Consider the following 14,908-nt stretch of genomic DNA (forward strand, 5'->3'; position numbering starts at 1 on the left):
TCTCCTACTTCTTTTTCTGCTGCTCGAGCGAAGCCTTGAGAGCGGCCAGCGCAGCGAATGGCGAGTTGGGATCGGCAACCTTCTCCTTGCGCGGCGGCCGATCGGCCGAGCGCTCGGCGTTCCGGTCGTTGGGACGACCATCCCGGCGATCGCCGAAGCGGCGCTCTTCACGCCCGTCGCGTCGGTCGCCCTGCGGACGACCCTGCCGGCGATCGTCCTGCGACCGCTGACCACGCCCTTCGGACGCCGCAGCCTCGCCCGGCTCGCCAGACCGAGAAGACGCGCCCCGGTTCGGCCCGCCACGGCGCTCGCCCCGATGGTCATGCCTCTGGTCGCTCCTGTGATCGCCATGCCGAGGCCGATCGCCACGACCGGGACGCCACACGTCGACCTCACGGTCTTCCAGGACTTCGGCCGGTGCCTCGGTCGCCTCTTCGGGCGACGCCACGGTTTCGGCGGCCACGCCTTCGGCCGGCGCCTCGGCATCGGCTGCCGGCGTTTCGACTTCTACGGCAGGCGCCTCGACCGACGCGACCTCGACGGGAACAGCCTCAGCGGGAGCCGCCTCAACAACAGCCTCGGTCGCGCCGGTTTCGGCCGTCGCCGCATCGACCGGAGCCGCCTCGACGGACGCGTCCTCTGCCGGCGCTTCGGTCTTCTGGGGCTTGACCGGCACCTTGATCGTCCGCTTCTCGGAGCGATAGCCGAGACCGCGCAGGATCGAGGCGAAGTCCTCACCCGAGCAACCAAGCAGCGACGTCATCGCCACCGTCACCGTGAAGCCACCACCCTGCGGCAGCGCCCCCTCGGGCGGAGTGGCGCCATCGACCGACTTGAAGGCGATCAGCGGCCGGATGATATCGGCCAGACGCTCGAGGATATCGAGGCGGACGGCACGCTCGCCAGCGACACGAAAGCCGACGAGACGGTAGAGCGTCTTGTCGAAAGCCGGATCGACCTTGATCGAGGTGCGTCCCGAGGCGGAGAGCTGCGGCAGCTCGGCAAGGCCCGGCATGTCGAGGGCGCCATGCTTCAAGGCCCAGAGCTGGGCCACCAGAGCCGCAGGCGCCGGCTTCAACAGCGCCGGCACATAGATGTGATAGGCGCCGAACCGGACGCCATACTTGCGCATGACAGCGCGCTGGGTCTGATCGAGCGCCTTGACGTCGTCGGCGATGTCATGCCGCTCGACGGTACCGAGCGCCTCGACCATGCGGAAGGCAACGCCACGCGCGATACCCTCAAGATCGGCGGCGGTCCGCAGGTCGAACAGCGGCTTCAGAAGCGTCTGGATGTGGGCCCCGACCCAAAGATCGAGCCTGTCCTGCGCCTTCTCGCGGGCGCCACCGGCGAGTTGCTCGTCGGCAAGCAGCATCACGCGCGGCGCCAACGTGTCGTCGCCGGCCACGAGACGCCCCACGGGCTCGCCGAGCCAGCGCAGGCTGCCATCGGTGGACAGCACGATTTCTTCGTTGGGGGCCTTGGAGATCTTCTCGGCGCGCTTGTCGAACTCGCCGGAGAGCGCCTGCTGGGCCGCCGCCTTCAGCGCCTTTGCCTCGGAGCCGTCGCCGCCCACTCCCGCGTCGGGCACGAAGCGGAAGCCGTGCAGCTCCCCGACCGCCTGCCCTTCGACGAGCACGCCGCCGGTACCGGTGATTTCAGCTTCGAGCATGGTGTTCTCTCTCAATCTCTTCAACAATACCGATGTCCGGCGATCCACGAAACGCTGGGTCAACCGGTCATGCAACGCATCCGACAGCCTGTCCTCGATGGCGCGCGTCTTCTCCCGCCAATGGCCGGGCGCAAACAGCCAGTCCGGTCGGTTGGCGACAAACGTCCATGTCCTGATATCCGCCAAGCGCCGCGACAGCGTATCGATATCGCCATCCGTCCTGTCAGACAACCCGACCTGCCGTGCAAACCAATCGTCTGGAATCACGCCTTTTGCAATGAGGAATCGATAGAGTGCGACGATGAGATCACCGTGCTGGGCCGGCGATATCTTGCGGAAGTCGGGAACCTGGCAAACATCCCAGAGAAGCGCCACCCGTTCGCGACCGCGCGCCGCCACCGCGACGTCTTCGGCTCTCAGAGCAAAGTCGAGCACCCGCTGATCGTCGGACGGCAAGGCCCGCGTCAGCCCCTCGGCACCCGGCAGCGTCTCGAGCGAGGCTCGGAGCGCGTCGACGGATGAGAAGTCGAGGTCGCCGTTCCGCCACTGGAAGACGCGCACCGGCTCGAAATCATGCCCCTCGATGGCCGTGACGACATCCTCGTCGAATGGCATCACCCGACCGGTGACGCCGAAGGTGCCGTCGTTGAGGTAGCGACCGGCCCGGCCGGCGATCTGGCCAAGCTCGGCCGCCGTCAGACCGCGATACTGGTGGCCGTCGAACTTTCGCGCCTGAGCGAAGGCGACGTGATCGACGTCGAGGTTCAGGCCCATGCCGATGGCGTCCGTTGCCACCAGGAAATCGACCTCTCCGTTCTGAAACAAAGCCACCTGGGCGTTGCGGGTGCGGGGAGACAGCGCGCCCATCACCACCGCGGCGCCACCCCTCTGGCGGCGGATCAGCTCGGCGACGGCATAGACCTCTTCGGACGAGAAGGCGACGATCGCCGATCGCGGCGGCAGTCGGGTGATCTTCTTCGCGCCGGTATAGGCGAGATGGCTGAGACGTGGCCGCGACGTGACGGCAACGCCCGGCAGGAGGCGCTCGATCAAAGGTCGCGCCGTCGCCGAGCCCAGCAGCATCGTTTCCTGCCGCCCGCGCACATTGAGCAGCCGGTCGGTGAAAACGTGCCCGCGCTCGATGTCGCCGGCAAGCTGTACCTCGTCGATAGCCACGAAGGCGACGTCGAGATCGCGCGGCATCGCCTCCACCGTCGCCACCCAGTAGCGGGCGTCGCGCGGAACGATCTTCTCCTCGCCCGTGACCAAAGCCACCGCGCCCGCGCCCACGCGAGCGACGATCCGGCCATAGACCTCGCGCGCCAGAAGACGCAGCGGCAAGCCGATGGCGCCTGAGCCATGGCTCAGCATCTTCTCGATGGCGAGGTGGGTCTTGCCGGTGTTGGTCGGCCCCAACACCGCCGTCACAGCCCGGGCACGGGCAGGCGATAGCAAGGGGGCCGCTCGGACGATATTCATGGGGTCCCGCTCGATACGCGATGAGGCCGTAGCTTTCCCTATACGAAAGTCCGCCCGAGAGGCCAGAGAAAACCGGCGGAAGCATGGCACCGAACGAGAAACGGAATCAAACAAGAACAGATGCGGGGCGAATCGCTATTTCAAAGAGATTCTGCATTCGTTCCCTACAAGATATGGAGGAAGCCAGAGTCTTCGCCGCGCTATGTTGAATCCAGAGACTCTTGCCGATGAATCGTTCGACTCACGGCCGGAATCGATGTCAAGACCAAGCGAGCACAAAGACTCGAAAGCGAAATCATGGTTAACAAATAATACTGACAAGCAGAAGTAGAGCACCAGAGACATTAACCATTTCAACAGAGCGAGAACGAACACGGAGCGAATCGCTGACAGGCCAATGTTCTTGTTTTGCTCCAACCAGATATTCCACTCGCCTCGACCAAAGCCACTAGATGTCCAGCCATCGCCGACCTTATCGCGTGCGCCGGTCACCGAAGCGTTAACGTATCTGTGTCGAATTGAGACTATCGATACCCGCCATCACGACGCCGACAATAAAAAAGCGCCCCGGAGGGCGCCCTTATTTCCATCGTGCTGGACGATTGCGGTTCAGTTGGAGGCCTGCTCCACCTTGCCGAGCTTGGCATTCTCGCCGAATTGGGTTGCAACGACCAGAAGCATACCGCGCATGGTCTTCACCGAAATCTTGCTCGGCACCATCACCCGTCCCTCAGCCATCGGCACGAACCAGACGTCGAGGTCGCGGTTATCACGCATATATTCGGTGGACTTGGTTCCCTCGCGATGACCGGCCACCGGCACCCAACGCGCCGAACAATGGACGGCATCTCCCTTGTAGCCCGGGATATCCACCGCATCGGTGCTGGTGTAGCTCAGCTTGATGTCGTAGCGCGTCCAGCCATCGAACACCGGCAGCGTACGGTCGCAGACATCCTTGTCGTCGCGAACGACCGGCAGGATGGCTGCCGACAACGGATCGACCACGCGGCGCTTGGCCGCCGATGTCACGGGCACCCTGTCCTCTCGCTCGATGAGCTCGGGAATGGCCCTGAGGCTGCGGACATTGCCGCCGCCAAGCGACATGGACACCTGCGTGACCGTATCGCCACGGCTCATCAGCTCATAGGTGGACGGCACCAGGGAGCGACCGACATAGCCCTTGGCATCGACGAAGCTCTCCTCGGAGCTGACGATGCGAGCGAGCCCGGCGGTCGAGATATGCAGCTTGGCAGCATAGGCGCCGCGATCCACCTTGATCGACAAGGAGCCCTTTGCGATGCCTATCCCCATGAAGGAGGCTGAGTAGAGCGCCTGCACTTCCCCCTCGCGCGCGACGGCCGCGCCCGAAGGCAGCACGACGGACAGCGCTGCGACAAAGGCCGTCGTGGCCATGACGCCTTTCAAACGACGCGGCAGAGTTTCGACACGAACCACCACGGAACCTCCGTTTGCGGACGGCACCCCGTCCTCACCCCTCGGTCGCCGCCGAGCGACCGGAACGACGTCTGGAAGAACTACACGGCGGGCGACGCACCAGCCGGCGAGAGACCGGAGACCCTTCGGCCGATCACTCTCAGCCGAATGATCGACTGTCATGGTAACCGGATGGTTAACGCGACGAAAGCCTCGTTATCCCTCCCTTGGGAAAATCGGCAGACATCCGCCCGTCCCCTGCCGGCAGCCAACAGCTTTTTTTGCCGGCTTCCCCTCGCTTCCGGGGTTGACGGAGCCAATGCCGACCGACTATAGGAACGCGACTTGAAACGGCGCCGTCGGCAAGATGCAAGCGGCGCCTTGGCTTATTTCATCGCGAGGAGCGGCCAAAAAGGCCTCGATCCCGCGCCAACAGAAAAAGAGGGTATCCCGATGGCCCGGCGCTGCGAACTTACCGGCAAGGCCGTTCTGACGGGTAATAACGTCAGCCACGCCAATAACAAGACCAAGCGGCGCTTCCTGCCGAACCTCCTGGCTGTGACGCTCCTGTCGGACACGCTCGGCCAGTCGGTGCGCCTGCGCATCTCCGCCAACGCCCTGCGTTCGGTCGAGCATCGCGGCGGCCTTGATGCCTATCTCGCCAAGGCCGGTGACGACGAGCTGTCGCCGCGCGCCCGGCTGATCAAGAAGCAGATCGCCAAGAAGGCCGCCGAGGCCGCTGCCGCCTGAGCCTTTCGGGGCGAAAGGTCATGAAGTTCAGCCGCGATGCCGGAAACGGCCTCGCGGCTTTATTTATGTGTGCCATAAGTGGTACATGTCGCGCGAAATCACGACCTCGCGGTCGGGTCTCGTTTCATAGCTCCAAAAGCCTGGTCTGTTCTGCCGGAGAACTTCTGGAATGTTCGATAGACGCCTCACCCCCTCGGTGCTGGCGATGGTCGCTACCGTCGTCGCATCCAATATTCTCGTCCAGTACCCCTTCACGCCCCTTGGGCTCGGCGACCTCCTCACCTGGGGTGCCTTTACCTATCCCTTCGCCTTCCTGGTGACGGACCTCACCAACCGCTGGTTCGGACCGCAGAAAACCCGCCGCGTCGTCTATGTCGGCTTCGCCATCGCTGTTGTCCTGTCGATCTGGCTGTCCGAGCCGCGCATCGCGCTTGCCTCCGGCTCCGCCTTCCTCTGCGCCCAGCTTCTCGACGTCACCCTCTTCAACCGGCTGCGCGCCGGCTCCTGGTGGCGCGCTCCGCTGGTGTCCTCGTCGATCGGTTCGGCGGTTGACACGGCCATCTTCTTCTCCATCGCCTTCGCCGGCTCCGGCTTGCCCTGGACCACGTGGGCGCTCGGCGATTTCTCGGTGAAGATGCTGGTGGCCATGGCCTCGCTTCTGCCCTACGCCAGCCTGATGAACTGGGTGAAGCCCTACCAGCCGATCCGCAGCTGATCCTTTCAGTTCAGGTCATCATTGGAAAGAAAATCGCCCCAGCCGAGCTTGCCGGCCGCCTTGTAGGCGGCCCGGTTCCGGCTGGCGATGCCGACCTCGCCCACCGTACCGTCGGCGCGACAGACACTGAAGACGATCTCGTGCTTGGAAAGACGCGGCGGTCGCAGAATGCGGCCGCCGTTCTCGTCTTCGGTTCCGGCCAACGAGGGCGATTCCAGGACAAGATAAGCGTAGCGCTCGTCCTCGAAAGGCACCGTACCGCCCTTGAGGCGCATATGAGCACGGCTTCGCTCGACCCTCACCGACGTGTGACACCAGTCCCCCGGAGGCAGTGGACAGGGGCCGGCATGCGGACAGGGCGCAAGGATGCGAGTGCCGGCGGCAAGAGCTGCCCCCCGCACCACCATCAGCCGGTCGTGATCGCGCGGCGTGCCCGGCTCGACGATCACGATTCGCCCAACCCGAGCGATCAGATCGACCACGAGCCGTTCGGCCGCCGCAAGCTCGAGCTCCGTCAAGGCATAGGCAACGACGGCAAGATCGAAGTTCCCCTCCGGAAGACCGGCAAGCTGGACCATGTCGCCTCGGCGAATATCGGCTTGCCTGAGCGCCGGAGGTCCACCAAGGGCCAGATCGCCCGCAAGCGCGCGAAAGTCGGCACTGGCCTCAACCATGGTCAGCGAGGAGATCGTCGGCCACAGAGCCACGGCGGCCCAGCTCGCGGTCCCCGGTCCAGCGCCAAGGTCGAGGACCGTCCTCGGCTCAAAAACTGGTCGCGCCGCCGCGAGACGGTCGAACGCAGCCGTAACCGCCGCGTAGGTGGCAGGCATGCGGCTTGCCGCGTAGGCGGCGACACCGGCGGCGTCTGGGACGGCCTGTCGAGACGGGAGGTTGGCGCGATAGCCGGCCGATAGCCGCGCGGCCGCCTCTCCAAGCCGCTCGGGCCGGACGCGCTCGGCCACGGCCGCTGCGAGGGCCGGTGGAAGGCGCCGATCGCTCATGGCGATCGAAGGCGGAACTCTAGATAGAGCGTCCGCTGCAAGAAAGCGCGATTGTCGTCGGAGATAAGGGATATCCTTGTCTCGCCGCCGGTCTTCCAGATCGCCAGCCCCTCCATGTTGTCGATCTGCTCCGACATGCTCGCCTCCAGAAGCGTCTCACCATCAATGACAACGCCCGGCCGAATGTCGGAGAGGGAGAAGACGCGGATGCGGCAGCGTATGCCCGAGAGGAAGGAAAAGCTACGTTCGAGGACATAGAGGCGACCATCCGGGCCGACCTTGGCGTCGGTCAGGTCGTAACCGTCGACCCGACGGATCCGAAAGGCATAAGGCGCCTTGCCGCCGATGACCCAACCCGGTGGATCGGCGGTCTTGGCGCCCCGCTCGGCAGCCTCCGCGAGAACGACGAAACGCCCGCCAAGACCGCTGCTGGCCGGCAACGCAGCGACCGATTCAAAACCACGGTTGGCCTGGAGCAGCCGAGTGTCTTTCGGCAGAGCGACGGCCGTCATCGGCCCGACGAAACCGTCGGCATCCATAGGCCCCGTCATCACCGTCGGCCGCCCCTCGAAGGAAACGACACCAAACGGTCGGCCACCATCGCCGGGATAGACGTCGAGCGACTCGGTATCGGAGGCGGACTTGGCGCGAGACAGTGTCCCCTTGGTGGTCCGCAACCTTCGGATCGAGGCCGACGACAGACCGATCGGCCGACCATGAGGGTCACGCTCGATCGTCGCCCGAACCATGAGCCCATCGTCGCTGAGCGCGAGAAAGCGCCGACCGCCGTCGCCGATCACCAGACCGGACAGCCCCCCGACTTCCCGCCGGTCGGCGCGAACTTCAAAACCGCCGACATAGTCGAGACCTCCGAAGCGAACCTGGGAAGGATAGGATACCGAGAACCCGGCAATCGGCCGCGCGATAACATGCGTCGCAATATCGGCGCCCGATGCGTCGGCCGCCAACAGGAACAGACCAAGCATGGCGGGGAAGAGTCCCCGCCCGTTCCTCATGAAAGCCCCAGCGTCGAGATGCGCCTGGGCCTCGGCTTGTTGCCGGCCCGGATCGCCTTCTGCGTCGGCTGCTCCTCGAACAACGCCGCCAACTGGTCGGTCATGGCGCCCGCCAGCTCCTCGACGTCGACGATGGTCACGGCACGCTTGTAGAAGCGCGTCACGTCATGACCGATGCCGATGGCGATCAGTTCAACCGGCGAACGCTCCTCGATCTCCTCGATGACGTAGCGCAGGTGGCGTTCGAGATAGTTGCCGGGATTGACCGACAGCGTCGAGTCATCGACCGGCGCACCGTCTGAGATCATCATCAGGATACGACGATTCTCCGAACGGGCGAGCAAGCGCTGATGCGCCCAATCGAGCGCCTCGCCATCGATGTTCTCCTTGAGGAGCCCCTCGCGCATCATCAGGCCGAGATTGCGCCGCGCCCTGCGCCATGGGGCATCGGCCGGCTTGTAGACAATGTGACGCAAATCGTTGAGCCGCCCCGGACCGGCCGGCTTGCCGGCGGCGAGCCAGGCTTCGCGCGCCTGCCCGCCCTTCCAGGCCTTGGTGGTGAAGCCGAGGATCTCGACCTTGACGCCGCACCGCTCCAGCGTCCGGGCGAGAATGTCGGCGCAAGCCGCCGCGACCGTGATCGGCCGGCCGCGCATCGAGCCCGAGTTGTCGATCAGCAGCGTCACCACCGTATCGCGGAAATCGGTGTCGCGCTCCATCTTGAAGGCCAACGGCGCCAGGGGATCGGTGACGACGCGTGTGATGCGCGCCGTATCGAGGACGCCTTCCTCGATATCGAAGTCCCAGGAACGATTCTGCTGGGCCATCAGGCGACGCTGCAGCCGGTTGGCCAGCCTTGCGACAACACCGGCGAAATTGACGAGCTGCTTGTCGAGAAGCCCGCGCAGCCGATCGAGCTCGGCGCCATCGCAGACGTCCTCAGGCCGGGTCACTTCGTCGAACTTGCCCGTGAACACCTTGTAATCGCTGACGGGCGGCTGGTTGGTGAACGGCAACTCCGGCCGCTTGGCCTCGCCGGGATCGCTTGAATCGTCCTCTTCGTCGAAGTCGCCAGGATCGTCGGACATCTCCGATTCGGCGTCGCCTTCCGAGCTCTCCTGGTCCTCGCCGGCCACTTCGCGCTCACGCGCCGCCGTCTGGTCGGCGTCGGCATCGTCGGCGGGTTCGGCCGAGGCCTGACTGTCCTCGGCCTCCTGCTGCTCTCCGTCCTGATTCTCGTTCTGCTCGGGGTCGCTGCCGAGCTCGTCCCCCATTTCAAGGTTGACGAGCAGGTTGCGCGTCACGCGAGCGAAGGCCTGCTGGCTGGAGATGGCATCGGCGAGGTCGGCCAGATCGTCACCGGCCCGTTCCTCGATGAAATCCCGCCAGGCATCCATCAACGCCTGGGCGCTCTTGGGCGGCGGCGCGCCCGTCAGCTTCTCGCGCACCATCAGCGCCACCGCCTCGGACAGCGGCGCGTCATCACGGCTTTCGATGTGCTGAAGGTTGGCGCGCAAGTAACGCTCCTCCAGCATGGCGGCGAGGTTGCCGGCAACGCCGGGCATGACGCGAGCGCCAAGCGCCTCGCAGCGCGCCTGCTCCATCGCCTCGAACACTGCCTTGGCGCGCGGTCCTTCCGGCACGAAGGTGCGATGCACCGCCTCGTTGTGGCAGGCAAGGCGCAAGGCCAGCGCATCGCCGGCGCCACGGGTAACGGCGACGTCGAAGGCGGTCGGCCGGCGCGGCGGGTCGGGAACGCGCGCCTTGTGGCCGTTGAGCGACGGCCGGTCGGCGGCAAACACCACTTCCAGCTCGCCATCGCCAGAGATCGCCCGCATCGCCGTCGTCACCGCTTTCTTGAGCGGCTCGATGACGATTTCCTTGCCTTTGGGCTGGTTGGAGGAGGACACGATGCTCCGTTCCCTAGTAGGAAGCTCCGTCGCAGCGCTTGATCGGCAGGGTGTCGAGGTCGACCCCGTCGAGGCAGCGGGCATTGACGGCGATGGAAGGCGTACCGTCCGGCGCGGTACCGGCGGCGTAAGGCTGGATGCCGCAAATCGGGCAGAAGCGATGGGCGATCCGTCCCGTATGGAAGCGGTATTCGGATACACCGGCCTCACCGACCGTCACCTGGAAATCGCTTTCCGGCAGATAGGCGAGGAGATGACCAACGCGGCGGCAGCGGGAGCAGTTGCATGCGACCAGCTCGGCAAGCACGAGCTCGGCCGAGAACCTTATGTTGCCGCACTGGCAGCTGCCGCTGTAGCTCCGCTTGCTGGCCATCGCTCCCTCAGGTGAGCACCATGTTTGCCGCGCTCTCCGGCAGTTCCTTGCCGAAACAGCGCTGGTAGAACTCGGCCACCTGCACCCGCTCGGTCTCGTCGCACTTGTTGAGGAACGTGAGACGGAAGGCAAAGCCGACGTCACCGAAGATCGAGGCATTCTCGGCCCAGGTCAGCACCGTTCGCGGGCTCATCACCGTCGAAATGTCGCCGTTGATGAAGGCCGAGCGCGTCATGTCGGCGACGCGGACCATCTTGGACAGCGTATCGCGACCTTCCGAACCGGAGAACGACTTGGCCTTGGCGGCGATGATGCCAACCTCGTGGTCGTGCGGCAGGTAGTTGAGCGTGGTCACGATCGACCAGCGGTCCATCTGGCCCTGGTTGATCTGCTGCGTGCCGTGATAAAGGCCCGACGTATCGCCAAGGCCGATCGTGTTGGCCGTTGCGAACAGGCGGAAGGCCGGATGCGGCCGGATAACGCGGTTCTGGTCGAGCAGGGTCAGCTTGCCCGCCACTTCGAGCACGCGCTGAATGACGAACATCACGTCCGGGCGGCCGGCGTCGTACTCGTCGAAGACCAGCGCGACGTTGTTCTGCAACGCCCAGGGAAGAATGCCGTCGCGGAACTCGGTGATCTGCTTGCCGTCACGCAGAACGATGGCGTCCTTGCCGACAAGATCGATACGGCTGATATGGCTGTCGAGATTGACGCGCACCAGCGGCCAGTTGAGCCTGGCGGCCACCTGCTCGATATGCGTCGACTTGCCGGTACCATGATAGCCCGACACCATCACACGGCGATTGTGGGCGAAGCCGGCCAGGATCGCGAGCGTGGTGGCTCGGTCGAACAGGTAATCCGGATCAAGATCGGGAACGTGCTCGGTTGCTTTGGAATAGGCGGGCACTTCGATATCGGTGTCGATACCGAACACCTCGCGGACCGAAACCCGAACATCGGGCAACGGCGCGTCATACGTCTGCTGAACCATGAGACCTCCTGGAGCGACCAAGCGGAGGGAGAAAGTCGCTCCGTCAAATCGGGAAAAAATGGCCGGTCAACAGAAACCGGCGGTCTTCAAGTAATTATAGGCTTGGATGATCTCTCGCAACCGTTCCTCTGAAGACCGATCGCCGCCGTTGGCGTCGGGATGGTGGCGTTTGACCATGACCTTGTACTGCGCCTTGATCTCCTCCTTGGAGACGCCGACCTCGAGATGCAACGTTTCGAAAGCGCGCTGCGTCATGGGCGACACGCGTCGCCGCGGCTCCTCGGGCTCCGTCCGCGTGCCGCCGGCCCGCGAACCATGGAAGACGCCGAAGGGATCGTTGTAGGTCGGCTCGGCCGGCCGGCTGCGATGGCCGGCGTTGGGGTCGGTCTGTCCCCAGCGATTGACCGAGACCGTCCAGGTCGGACGATGACCGGTCAGCGCATCCTTCTGGAAGGCGATGACGTCGTCGTCGCCCATGCCGGAAAAATAGTTGTAGGACTTGTTGTAGAGCTGCACGTGCTCCAGGCAGAAGTGGTGATACTGCCCCTCGCGACCGCGCCCCTTCGGCGCGCGATAGGCGCCCGCGCTCTCGCAGCCGTCCCACTCGCAAGGAGGGAACTGGTCGCGGGCGACGCTTTCCTTGTCCGGCTTGATCCGGAGTTTGTCGAAGAGCTTGGAATAGGAATCCATGATCCACCGATTATGGTCACTGGAAGCCGAGCCGGCAAGGCGTTGACAATCGCCTCGGGTGGTCGCCAGATACTTGATTGCTTTGCCCCCGCCAACCGACGAGGATGCCTGATGGCTTCGATGACCCCGCCCGCTTCCGACCGCAAGAGCCGCATCGAGGCGGCGCTCCTCGCCGAGCTGGCACCGTCACGCCTGAACGTGATCGATGACAGCGAGCGCCACCGCGGACACGGCGGCTGGCGCGAGGGCGGCGAGACCCATTTCGCCGTAGAAGTGGTATCCGCCGCCTTTGAGGGCAAGACCCGCCTCGCCCGTCAGCGTCTCGTCATGGACGCCCTGAAGGCGGAGTTCGACTCGGGACTACATGCTCTTTCCGTCAGCGCTCGCGCGCCAGGGGAGTAATCTCGCGCCGGACACATCACTCGGCGCGGAACGCCTCCTCGACCGGGCTGACCTTGAGCGCCGTGATGCGATTTCTCTGTCGTCGCAACACGCGAAAGCGAAAACCGTGGAAGGTGAAAGACTGGCCGGGGTCGGGGATCATTCTCGCCTCGTGAATGACGAGACCGGCAATGGTCGTCGCCTCGTCGTCCGGCAGGCGCCAGTCCATCATCCGGTTCAGGTCGCGGATCGGCACCGCCCCGTCCACCGAGGCCGAGCCATCGGGATAGGGGCGGACACCCTGCACCACCACGTCCTGCTCGTCGGCGATCTCGCCGACGATCTCCTCAAGGATATCCTCCAGAGTGACGAGCCCCTGCACGTCGCCATACTCGTCGACCACCAGAGCCAGGTGGACCTTGCGCTTGAGAAAGGCCCTGAGCTGGTCGGCGGCCAGCGTCGTATCCGGCACGAACCAGGGCGGCGTCATCAGCGTCTCGACGCAGACCCTGGCACTGTCGCCATCAACCCGGTCGATGGCGCGCATGAGCTCCTTGGAGTGCAGCACGCCGACGATGTTGTCCGGCTCGTCGCGCCACAACGGATGGCGCGTGAACGGGCTGGAAATCAGCGCCTTCATGAGATCGCCGACCGGCATGTCGATATCGAAGGTGCGCATCTTCGTGCGATGCACCATGATATCCGACAGCGGCAACTCGCTGAGGTCGAGCACGCCGCCAACCATGTCGCGGTCGTCCTTGACCACCTCGCCCTCCCGATGCAGGAGGTCGACCGCCTCGCGGATTTCCTCATGCGCCGTCCAGGCTGCCTCGCGCGGCGCCTTTCTGACGAACCGCACGGGGGTTATCACCGCCTTCTCGATGCCGGCGATGAGGGGTTCCAGCATACGCGCCGACGCTTCGATGGCCGGTAGGAGGAGGAGAGCCGAGCGCTCCGGCCTGAGCGAGACTACGACGCGCGGCACGGCATCGAGCAGAATGGCAAGGACAATGCCGCCGACCGCCCAGACGGAAAGACGCACGGGATCGGCCTCGAAGGCCAGAACCGCCCGCGTCGCGAAGACGGTCAGCGCCACGGTCGACACTTGGCGCGCCAGACGGATGGCCGACACCGCCCGCGCCCGCTCGGCGGTCAGTTCGACGAGGCGCTTGATGCGGCGGTCACCGAGCCGCTCCATGTGATGCAGCTTGGTGCGGTTGGAGGCGAGCAGAGCCGATCCGGCCGCCGACAGGATCACGGTGATGACCACGAACAGGGCGACTGGCACGCCGGCAAACACGAGATCTACCAGCGCCCCGCCCCGTCCGTCCATCAGGCCTGCCCCTCGCCAAGCCTGTCAGCCAGGAAGGTGCGCACCGCCTCGGCCGGCACGTCCTTGGCAATGAACGCGTCGCCGATGCCACGGCTCAGAATAAAGGTGAGGGAGCCGTTCTGCACCTTCTTGTCCTGCCCGATAAGCTCCATGAAGGTGGAGACCGACGGCGGCCCACCGGGAATGTCGGACAGCTTGGTCGGCAACCCGACCTCGGCGAGATGGGCGTGGATTCGCCCGGCATCGTCCGCCGACATCTGGTTGAGCCGAACCGAGAAATCATGGGCGAGCACCATACCCAGCGCCACGGCCTCGCCGTGAACCACGGCGCCGCTGTAGCCAGCCGCCGTCTCGATGGCGTGACCGAAGGTGTGACCGAGATTGAGCAAGGCGCGGTCGCCCGTCTCGCGTTCGTCGCGAGCGACGATGGCCGCCTTGGAGCGACAGGAAACGGCGATCGCCTCGGTCCGCGCCGCGCCACCGGCGAACACGTCGCGCCAGTTCTTCTCGAGAGAGGCGAAGAAGGCGGCGTTGTCGATCAGGCCGTATTTCACCACCTCGGCATAACCGGCGCGGAACTCGCGCTCGGGCAACGTGTCGAGCACGTTGGTGTCCGCCAGGACGAGATCGGGCTGGTGGAACACGCCCACGAGATTCTTGCCATGCCGGCTGTTGATGCCGGTCTTGCCGCCAACCGACGAGTCCACTTGCGAGAGAAGCGTTGTGGGCACCTGTACGAAGCGCATGCCACGCCGGACGACGCCTGCCACGAAACCGGCGAGATCGCCGACCACACCGCCACCCAGCGCCACCACCGCGTCGCCGCGCTCATAGCGTCCGCCAACCACCTGGTCGACCACCTGCTCGAACACGTCGAAGCACTTGGAGGCCTCGCCGGCTGGAATGACGACGGCGCTCGCGGTGACGCCGGCCCGTCTCAGCGACTTCTCGAAAGCGACGAGATGACGGCCCGACACGTTGGAATCGGTGATGATGCAGGCGCGCGCCTTCGGCAGGACGGCGCGAAACCACTTCCCGGCATCGGCGACAAGTCCCTCGCCGATCAGGATGTCGTAGGACCGCTCTCCGAGCGACACGGGCACCTTGACGATGCCATCCGTTTCCCCTTCAACCGTCATTGTCATCCCCCGCCGCTTCCGGCC

At 65.0% G+C, this 14,908-nt stretch carries 13 protein-coding genes; 3 read left to right on the forward strand and 10 right to left on the reverse strand.

From position 1 onward, the window contains the following. Positions 1 to 4: 4 nt before the first annotated feature. Both M4J40_RS02575 and M4J40_RS02580 read right to left on the reverse strand, forming a co-directional pair. Positions 5 to 3,151 carry a helicase-related protein gene (locus M4J40_RS02575; RefSeq protein WP_251751874.1) on the reverse strand — a complete coding sequence of 1,049 codons (3,147 nt, stop codon included), beginning with the start codon at positions 3,149 to 3,151 and terminating at the stop codon, positions 5 to 7. 609 nt (positions 3,152 to 3,760) lie between these two features. Beyond that, positions 3,761 to 4,606 (reverse strand): DUF3108 domain-containing protein, encoded by an 846-nt coding sequence (locus M4J40_RS02580; protein WP_251751875.1) that lies wholly within the window; start codon positions 4,604 to 4,606, stop codon positions 3,761 to 3,763. Positions 4,607 to 5,038: 432 nt separating this feature from the next. Between M4J40_RS02580 and rpmB the strand changes: the two genes are divergently transcribed. Together rpmB and M4J40_RS02590 are read left to right on the forward strand one after the other, a co-directional pair. Next, positions 5,039 to 5,335 (forward strand): 50S ribosomal protein L28, encoded by a 297-nt coding sequence (rpmB, locus tag M4J40_RS02585; RefSeq protein ID WP_251751878.1) that lies wholly within the window; start codon positions 5,039 to 5,041, stop codon positions 5,333 to 5,335. Positions 5,336 to 5,504: 169 nt separating this feature from the next. Next, positions 5,505 to 6,050 carry a queuosine precursor transporter gene (locus M4J40_RS02590; RefSeq protein ID WP_251751880.1) on the forward strand — a complete coding sequence of 182 codons (546 nt, stop codon included), beginning with the start codon at positions 5,505 to 5,507 and terminating at the stop codon, positions 6,048 to 6,050. Between the two features lie 5 nt (positions 6,051 to 6,055). Here the strand turns inward: M4J40_RS02590 and M4J40_RS02595 are convergent, their stop codons facing one another. The 6 genes from M4J40_RS02595 to M4J40_RS02620 all read right to left on the reverse strand — a co-directional run bounded on the left by M4J40_RS02595 (position 6,056) and on the right by M4J40_RS02620 (position 12,031). Next, positions 6,056 to 7,051, reverse strand: a complete 996-nt coding sequence (locus M4J40_RS02595) for a small ribosomal subunit Rsm22 family protein (RefSeq protein ID WP_251751881.1) — start codon at positions 7,049 to 7,051, stop codon at positions 6,056 to 6,058. Further along, positions 7,048 to 8,037: an esterase-like activity of phytase family protein gene (locus M4J40_RS02600; RefSeq protein WP_251751883.1), complete on the reverse strand. Its 990-nt coding sequence runs from the start codon at positions 8,035 to 8,037 to the stop codon at positions 7,048 to 7,050. The genes M4J40_RS02595 and M4J40_RS02600 overlap by 4 nt, the downstream gene beginning before the upstream one ends. Before the next feature lie 26 nt (positions 8,038 to 8,063). Then, positions 8,064 to 9,980: a cobaltochelatase subunit CobT gene (gene cobT / locus M4J40_RS02605; RefSeq protein WP_251752159.1), complete on the reverse strand. Its 1,917-nt coding sequence runs from the start codon at positions 9,978 to 9,980 to the stop codon at positions 8,064 to 8,066. Between the two features lie 10 nt (positions 9,981 to 9,990). Beyond that, on the reverse strand, positions 9,991 to 10,350 hold the full coding sequence (locus tag M4J40_RS02610) for a GFA family protein (RefSeq protein ID WP_251751884.1): 360 nt from the start codon (positions 10,348 to 10,350) through the stop codon (positions 9,991 to 9,993). Between the two features lie 7 nt (positions 10,351 to 10,357). Next, complete coding sequence (gene cobS / locus M4J40_RS02615) at positions 10,358 to 11,341, reverse strand: cobaltochelatase subunit CobS (protein WP_251751886.1); 984 nt, start codon at positions 11,339 to 11,341, stop codon at positions 10,358 to 10,360. Positions 11,342 to 11,407: 66 nt separating this feature from the next. Beyond that, the gene (locus M4J40_RS02620; RefSeq protein ID WP_251751888.1) at positions 11,408 to 12,031 is read right to left on the reverse strand and encodes a J domain-containing protein; all 624 of its coding nucleotides are present in this window, start codon (positions 12,029 to 12,031) and stop codon (positions 11,408 to 11,410) included. A 111-nt stretch (positions 12,032 to 12,142) separates the two neighbouring features. Between M4J40_RS02620 and M4J40_RS02625 the strand changes: the two genes are divergently transcribed. After that, on the forward strand, positions 12,143 to 12,433 hold the full coding sequence (locus tag M4J40_RS02625) for a BolA family protein (RefSeq protein WP_311134058.1): 291 nt from the start codon (positions 12,143 to 12,145) through the stop codon (positions 12,431 to 12,433). A 16-nt stretch (positions 12,434 to 12,449) separates the two neighbouring features. Here the strand turns inward: M4J40_RS02625 and M4J40_RS02630 are convergent, their stop codons facing one another. Both M4J40_RS02630 and aroB read right to left on the reverse strand, forming a co-directional pair. Next, positions 12,450 to 13,745: an HlyC/CorC family transporter gene (locus tag M4J40_RS02630; protein WP_251751890.1), complete on the reverse strand. Its 1,296-nt coding sequence runs from the start codon at positions 13,743 to 13,745 to the stop codon at positions 12,450 to 12,452. Further along, positions 13,745 to 14,884, reverse strand: coding sequence for a 3-dehydroquinate synthase (aroB, locus tag M4J40_RS02635; protein WP_405030711.1), 1,140 nt, complete (start codon positions 14,882 to 14,884; stop codon positions 13,745 to 13,747). Before aroB ends, M4J40_RS02630 begins: the two co-directional genes overlap by 1 nt. Between the last annotated feature and the right edge of the window lie 24 nt (positions 14,885 to 14,908).

Origin of the sequence: Pleomorphomonas sp. JP5, assembly GCF_023721815.1 — a bacterium.
Classification (GTDB): Bacteria; Pseudomonadota; Alphaproteobacteria; order Rhizobiales; family Pleomorphomonadaceae; genus Pleomorphomonas.

Bases quoted from the DNA above. Each gene is read 5' to 3' on its own strand.
- M4J40_RS02575 (WP_251751874.1), bottom strand. From the start codon at position 3,151: ATGAATATCGTCCGAGCGGCCCCCTTGCTATCGCCTGCCCGTGCCCGG.
- rpmB (WP_251751878.1), top strand. From the start codon at position 5,039: ATGGCCCGGCGCTGCGAACTTACCGGCAAGGCCGTTCTGACGGGTAAT.
- M4J40_RS02590 (WP_251751880.1), top strand. From the start codon at position 5,505: ATGTTCGATAGACGCCTCACCCCCTCGGTGCTGGCGATGGTCGCTACC.
- M4J40_RS02595 (WP_251751881.1), bottom strand. From the start codon at position 7,051: ATGAGCGATCGGCGCCTTCCACCGGCCCTCGCAGCGGCCGTGGCCGAG.
- M4J40_RS02600 (WP_251751883.1), bottom strand. From the start codon at position 8,037: ATGCTTGGTCTGTTCCTGTTGGCGGCCGACGCATCGGGCGCCGATATT.
- M4J40_RS02610 (WP_251751884.1), bottom strand. From the start codon at position 10,350: ATGGCCAGCAAGCGGAGCTACAGCGGCAGCTGCCAGTGCGGCAACATA.
- cobS (WP_251751886.1), bottom strand. From the start codon at position 11,341: ATGGTTCAGCAGACGTATGACGCGCCGTTGCCCGATGTTCGGGTTTCG.
- M4J40_RS02620 (WP_251751888.1), bottom strand. From the start codon at position 12,031: ATGGATTCCTATTCCAAGCTCTTCGACAAACTCCGGATCAAGCCGGAC.
- M4J40_RS02625 (WP_311134058.1), top strand. From the start codon at position 12,143: ATGGCTTCGATGACCCCGCCCGCTTCCGACCGCAAGAGCCGCATCGAG.
- M4J40_RS02630 (WP_251751890.1), bottom strand. From the start codon at position 13,745: ATGGACGGACGGGGCGGGGCGCTGGTAGATCTCGTGTTTGCCGGCGTG.
- aroB (WP_405030711.1), bottom strand. From the start codon at position 14,884: ATGACGGTTGAAGGGGAAACGGATGGCATCGTCAAGGTGCCCGTGTCG.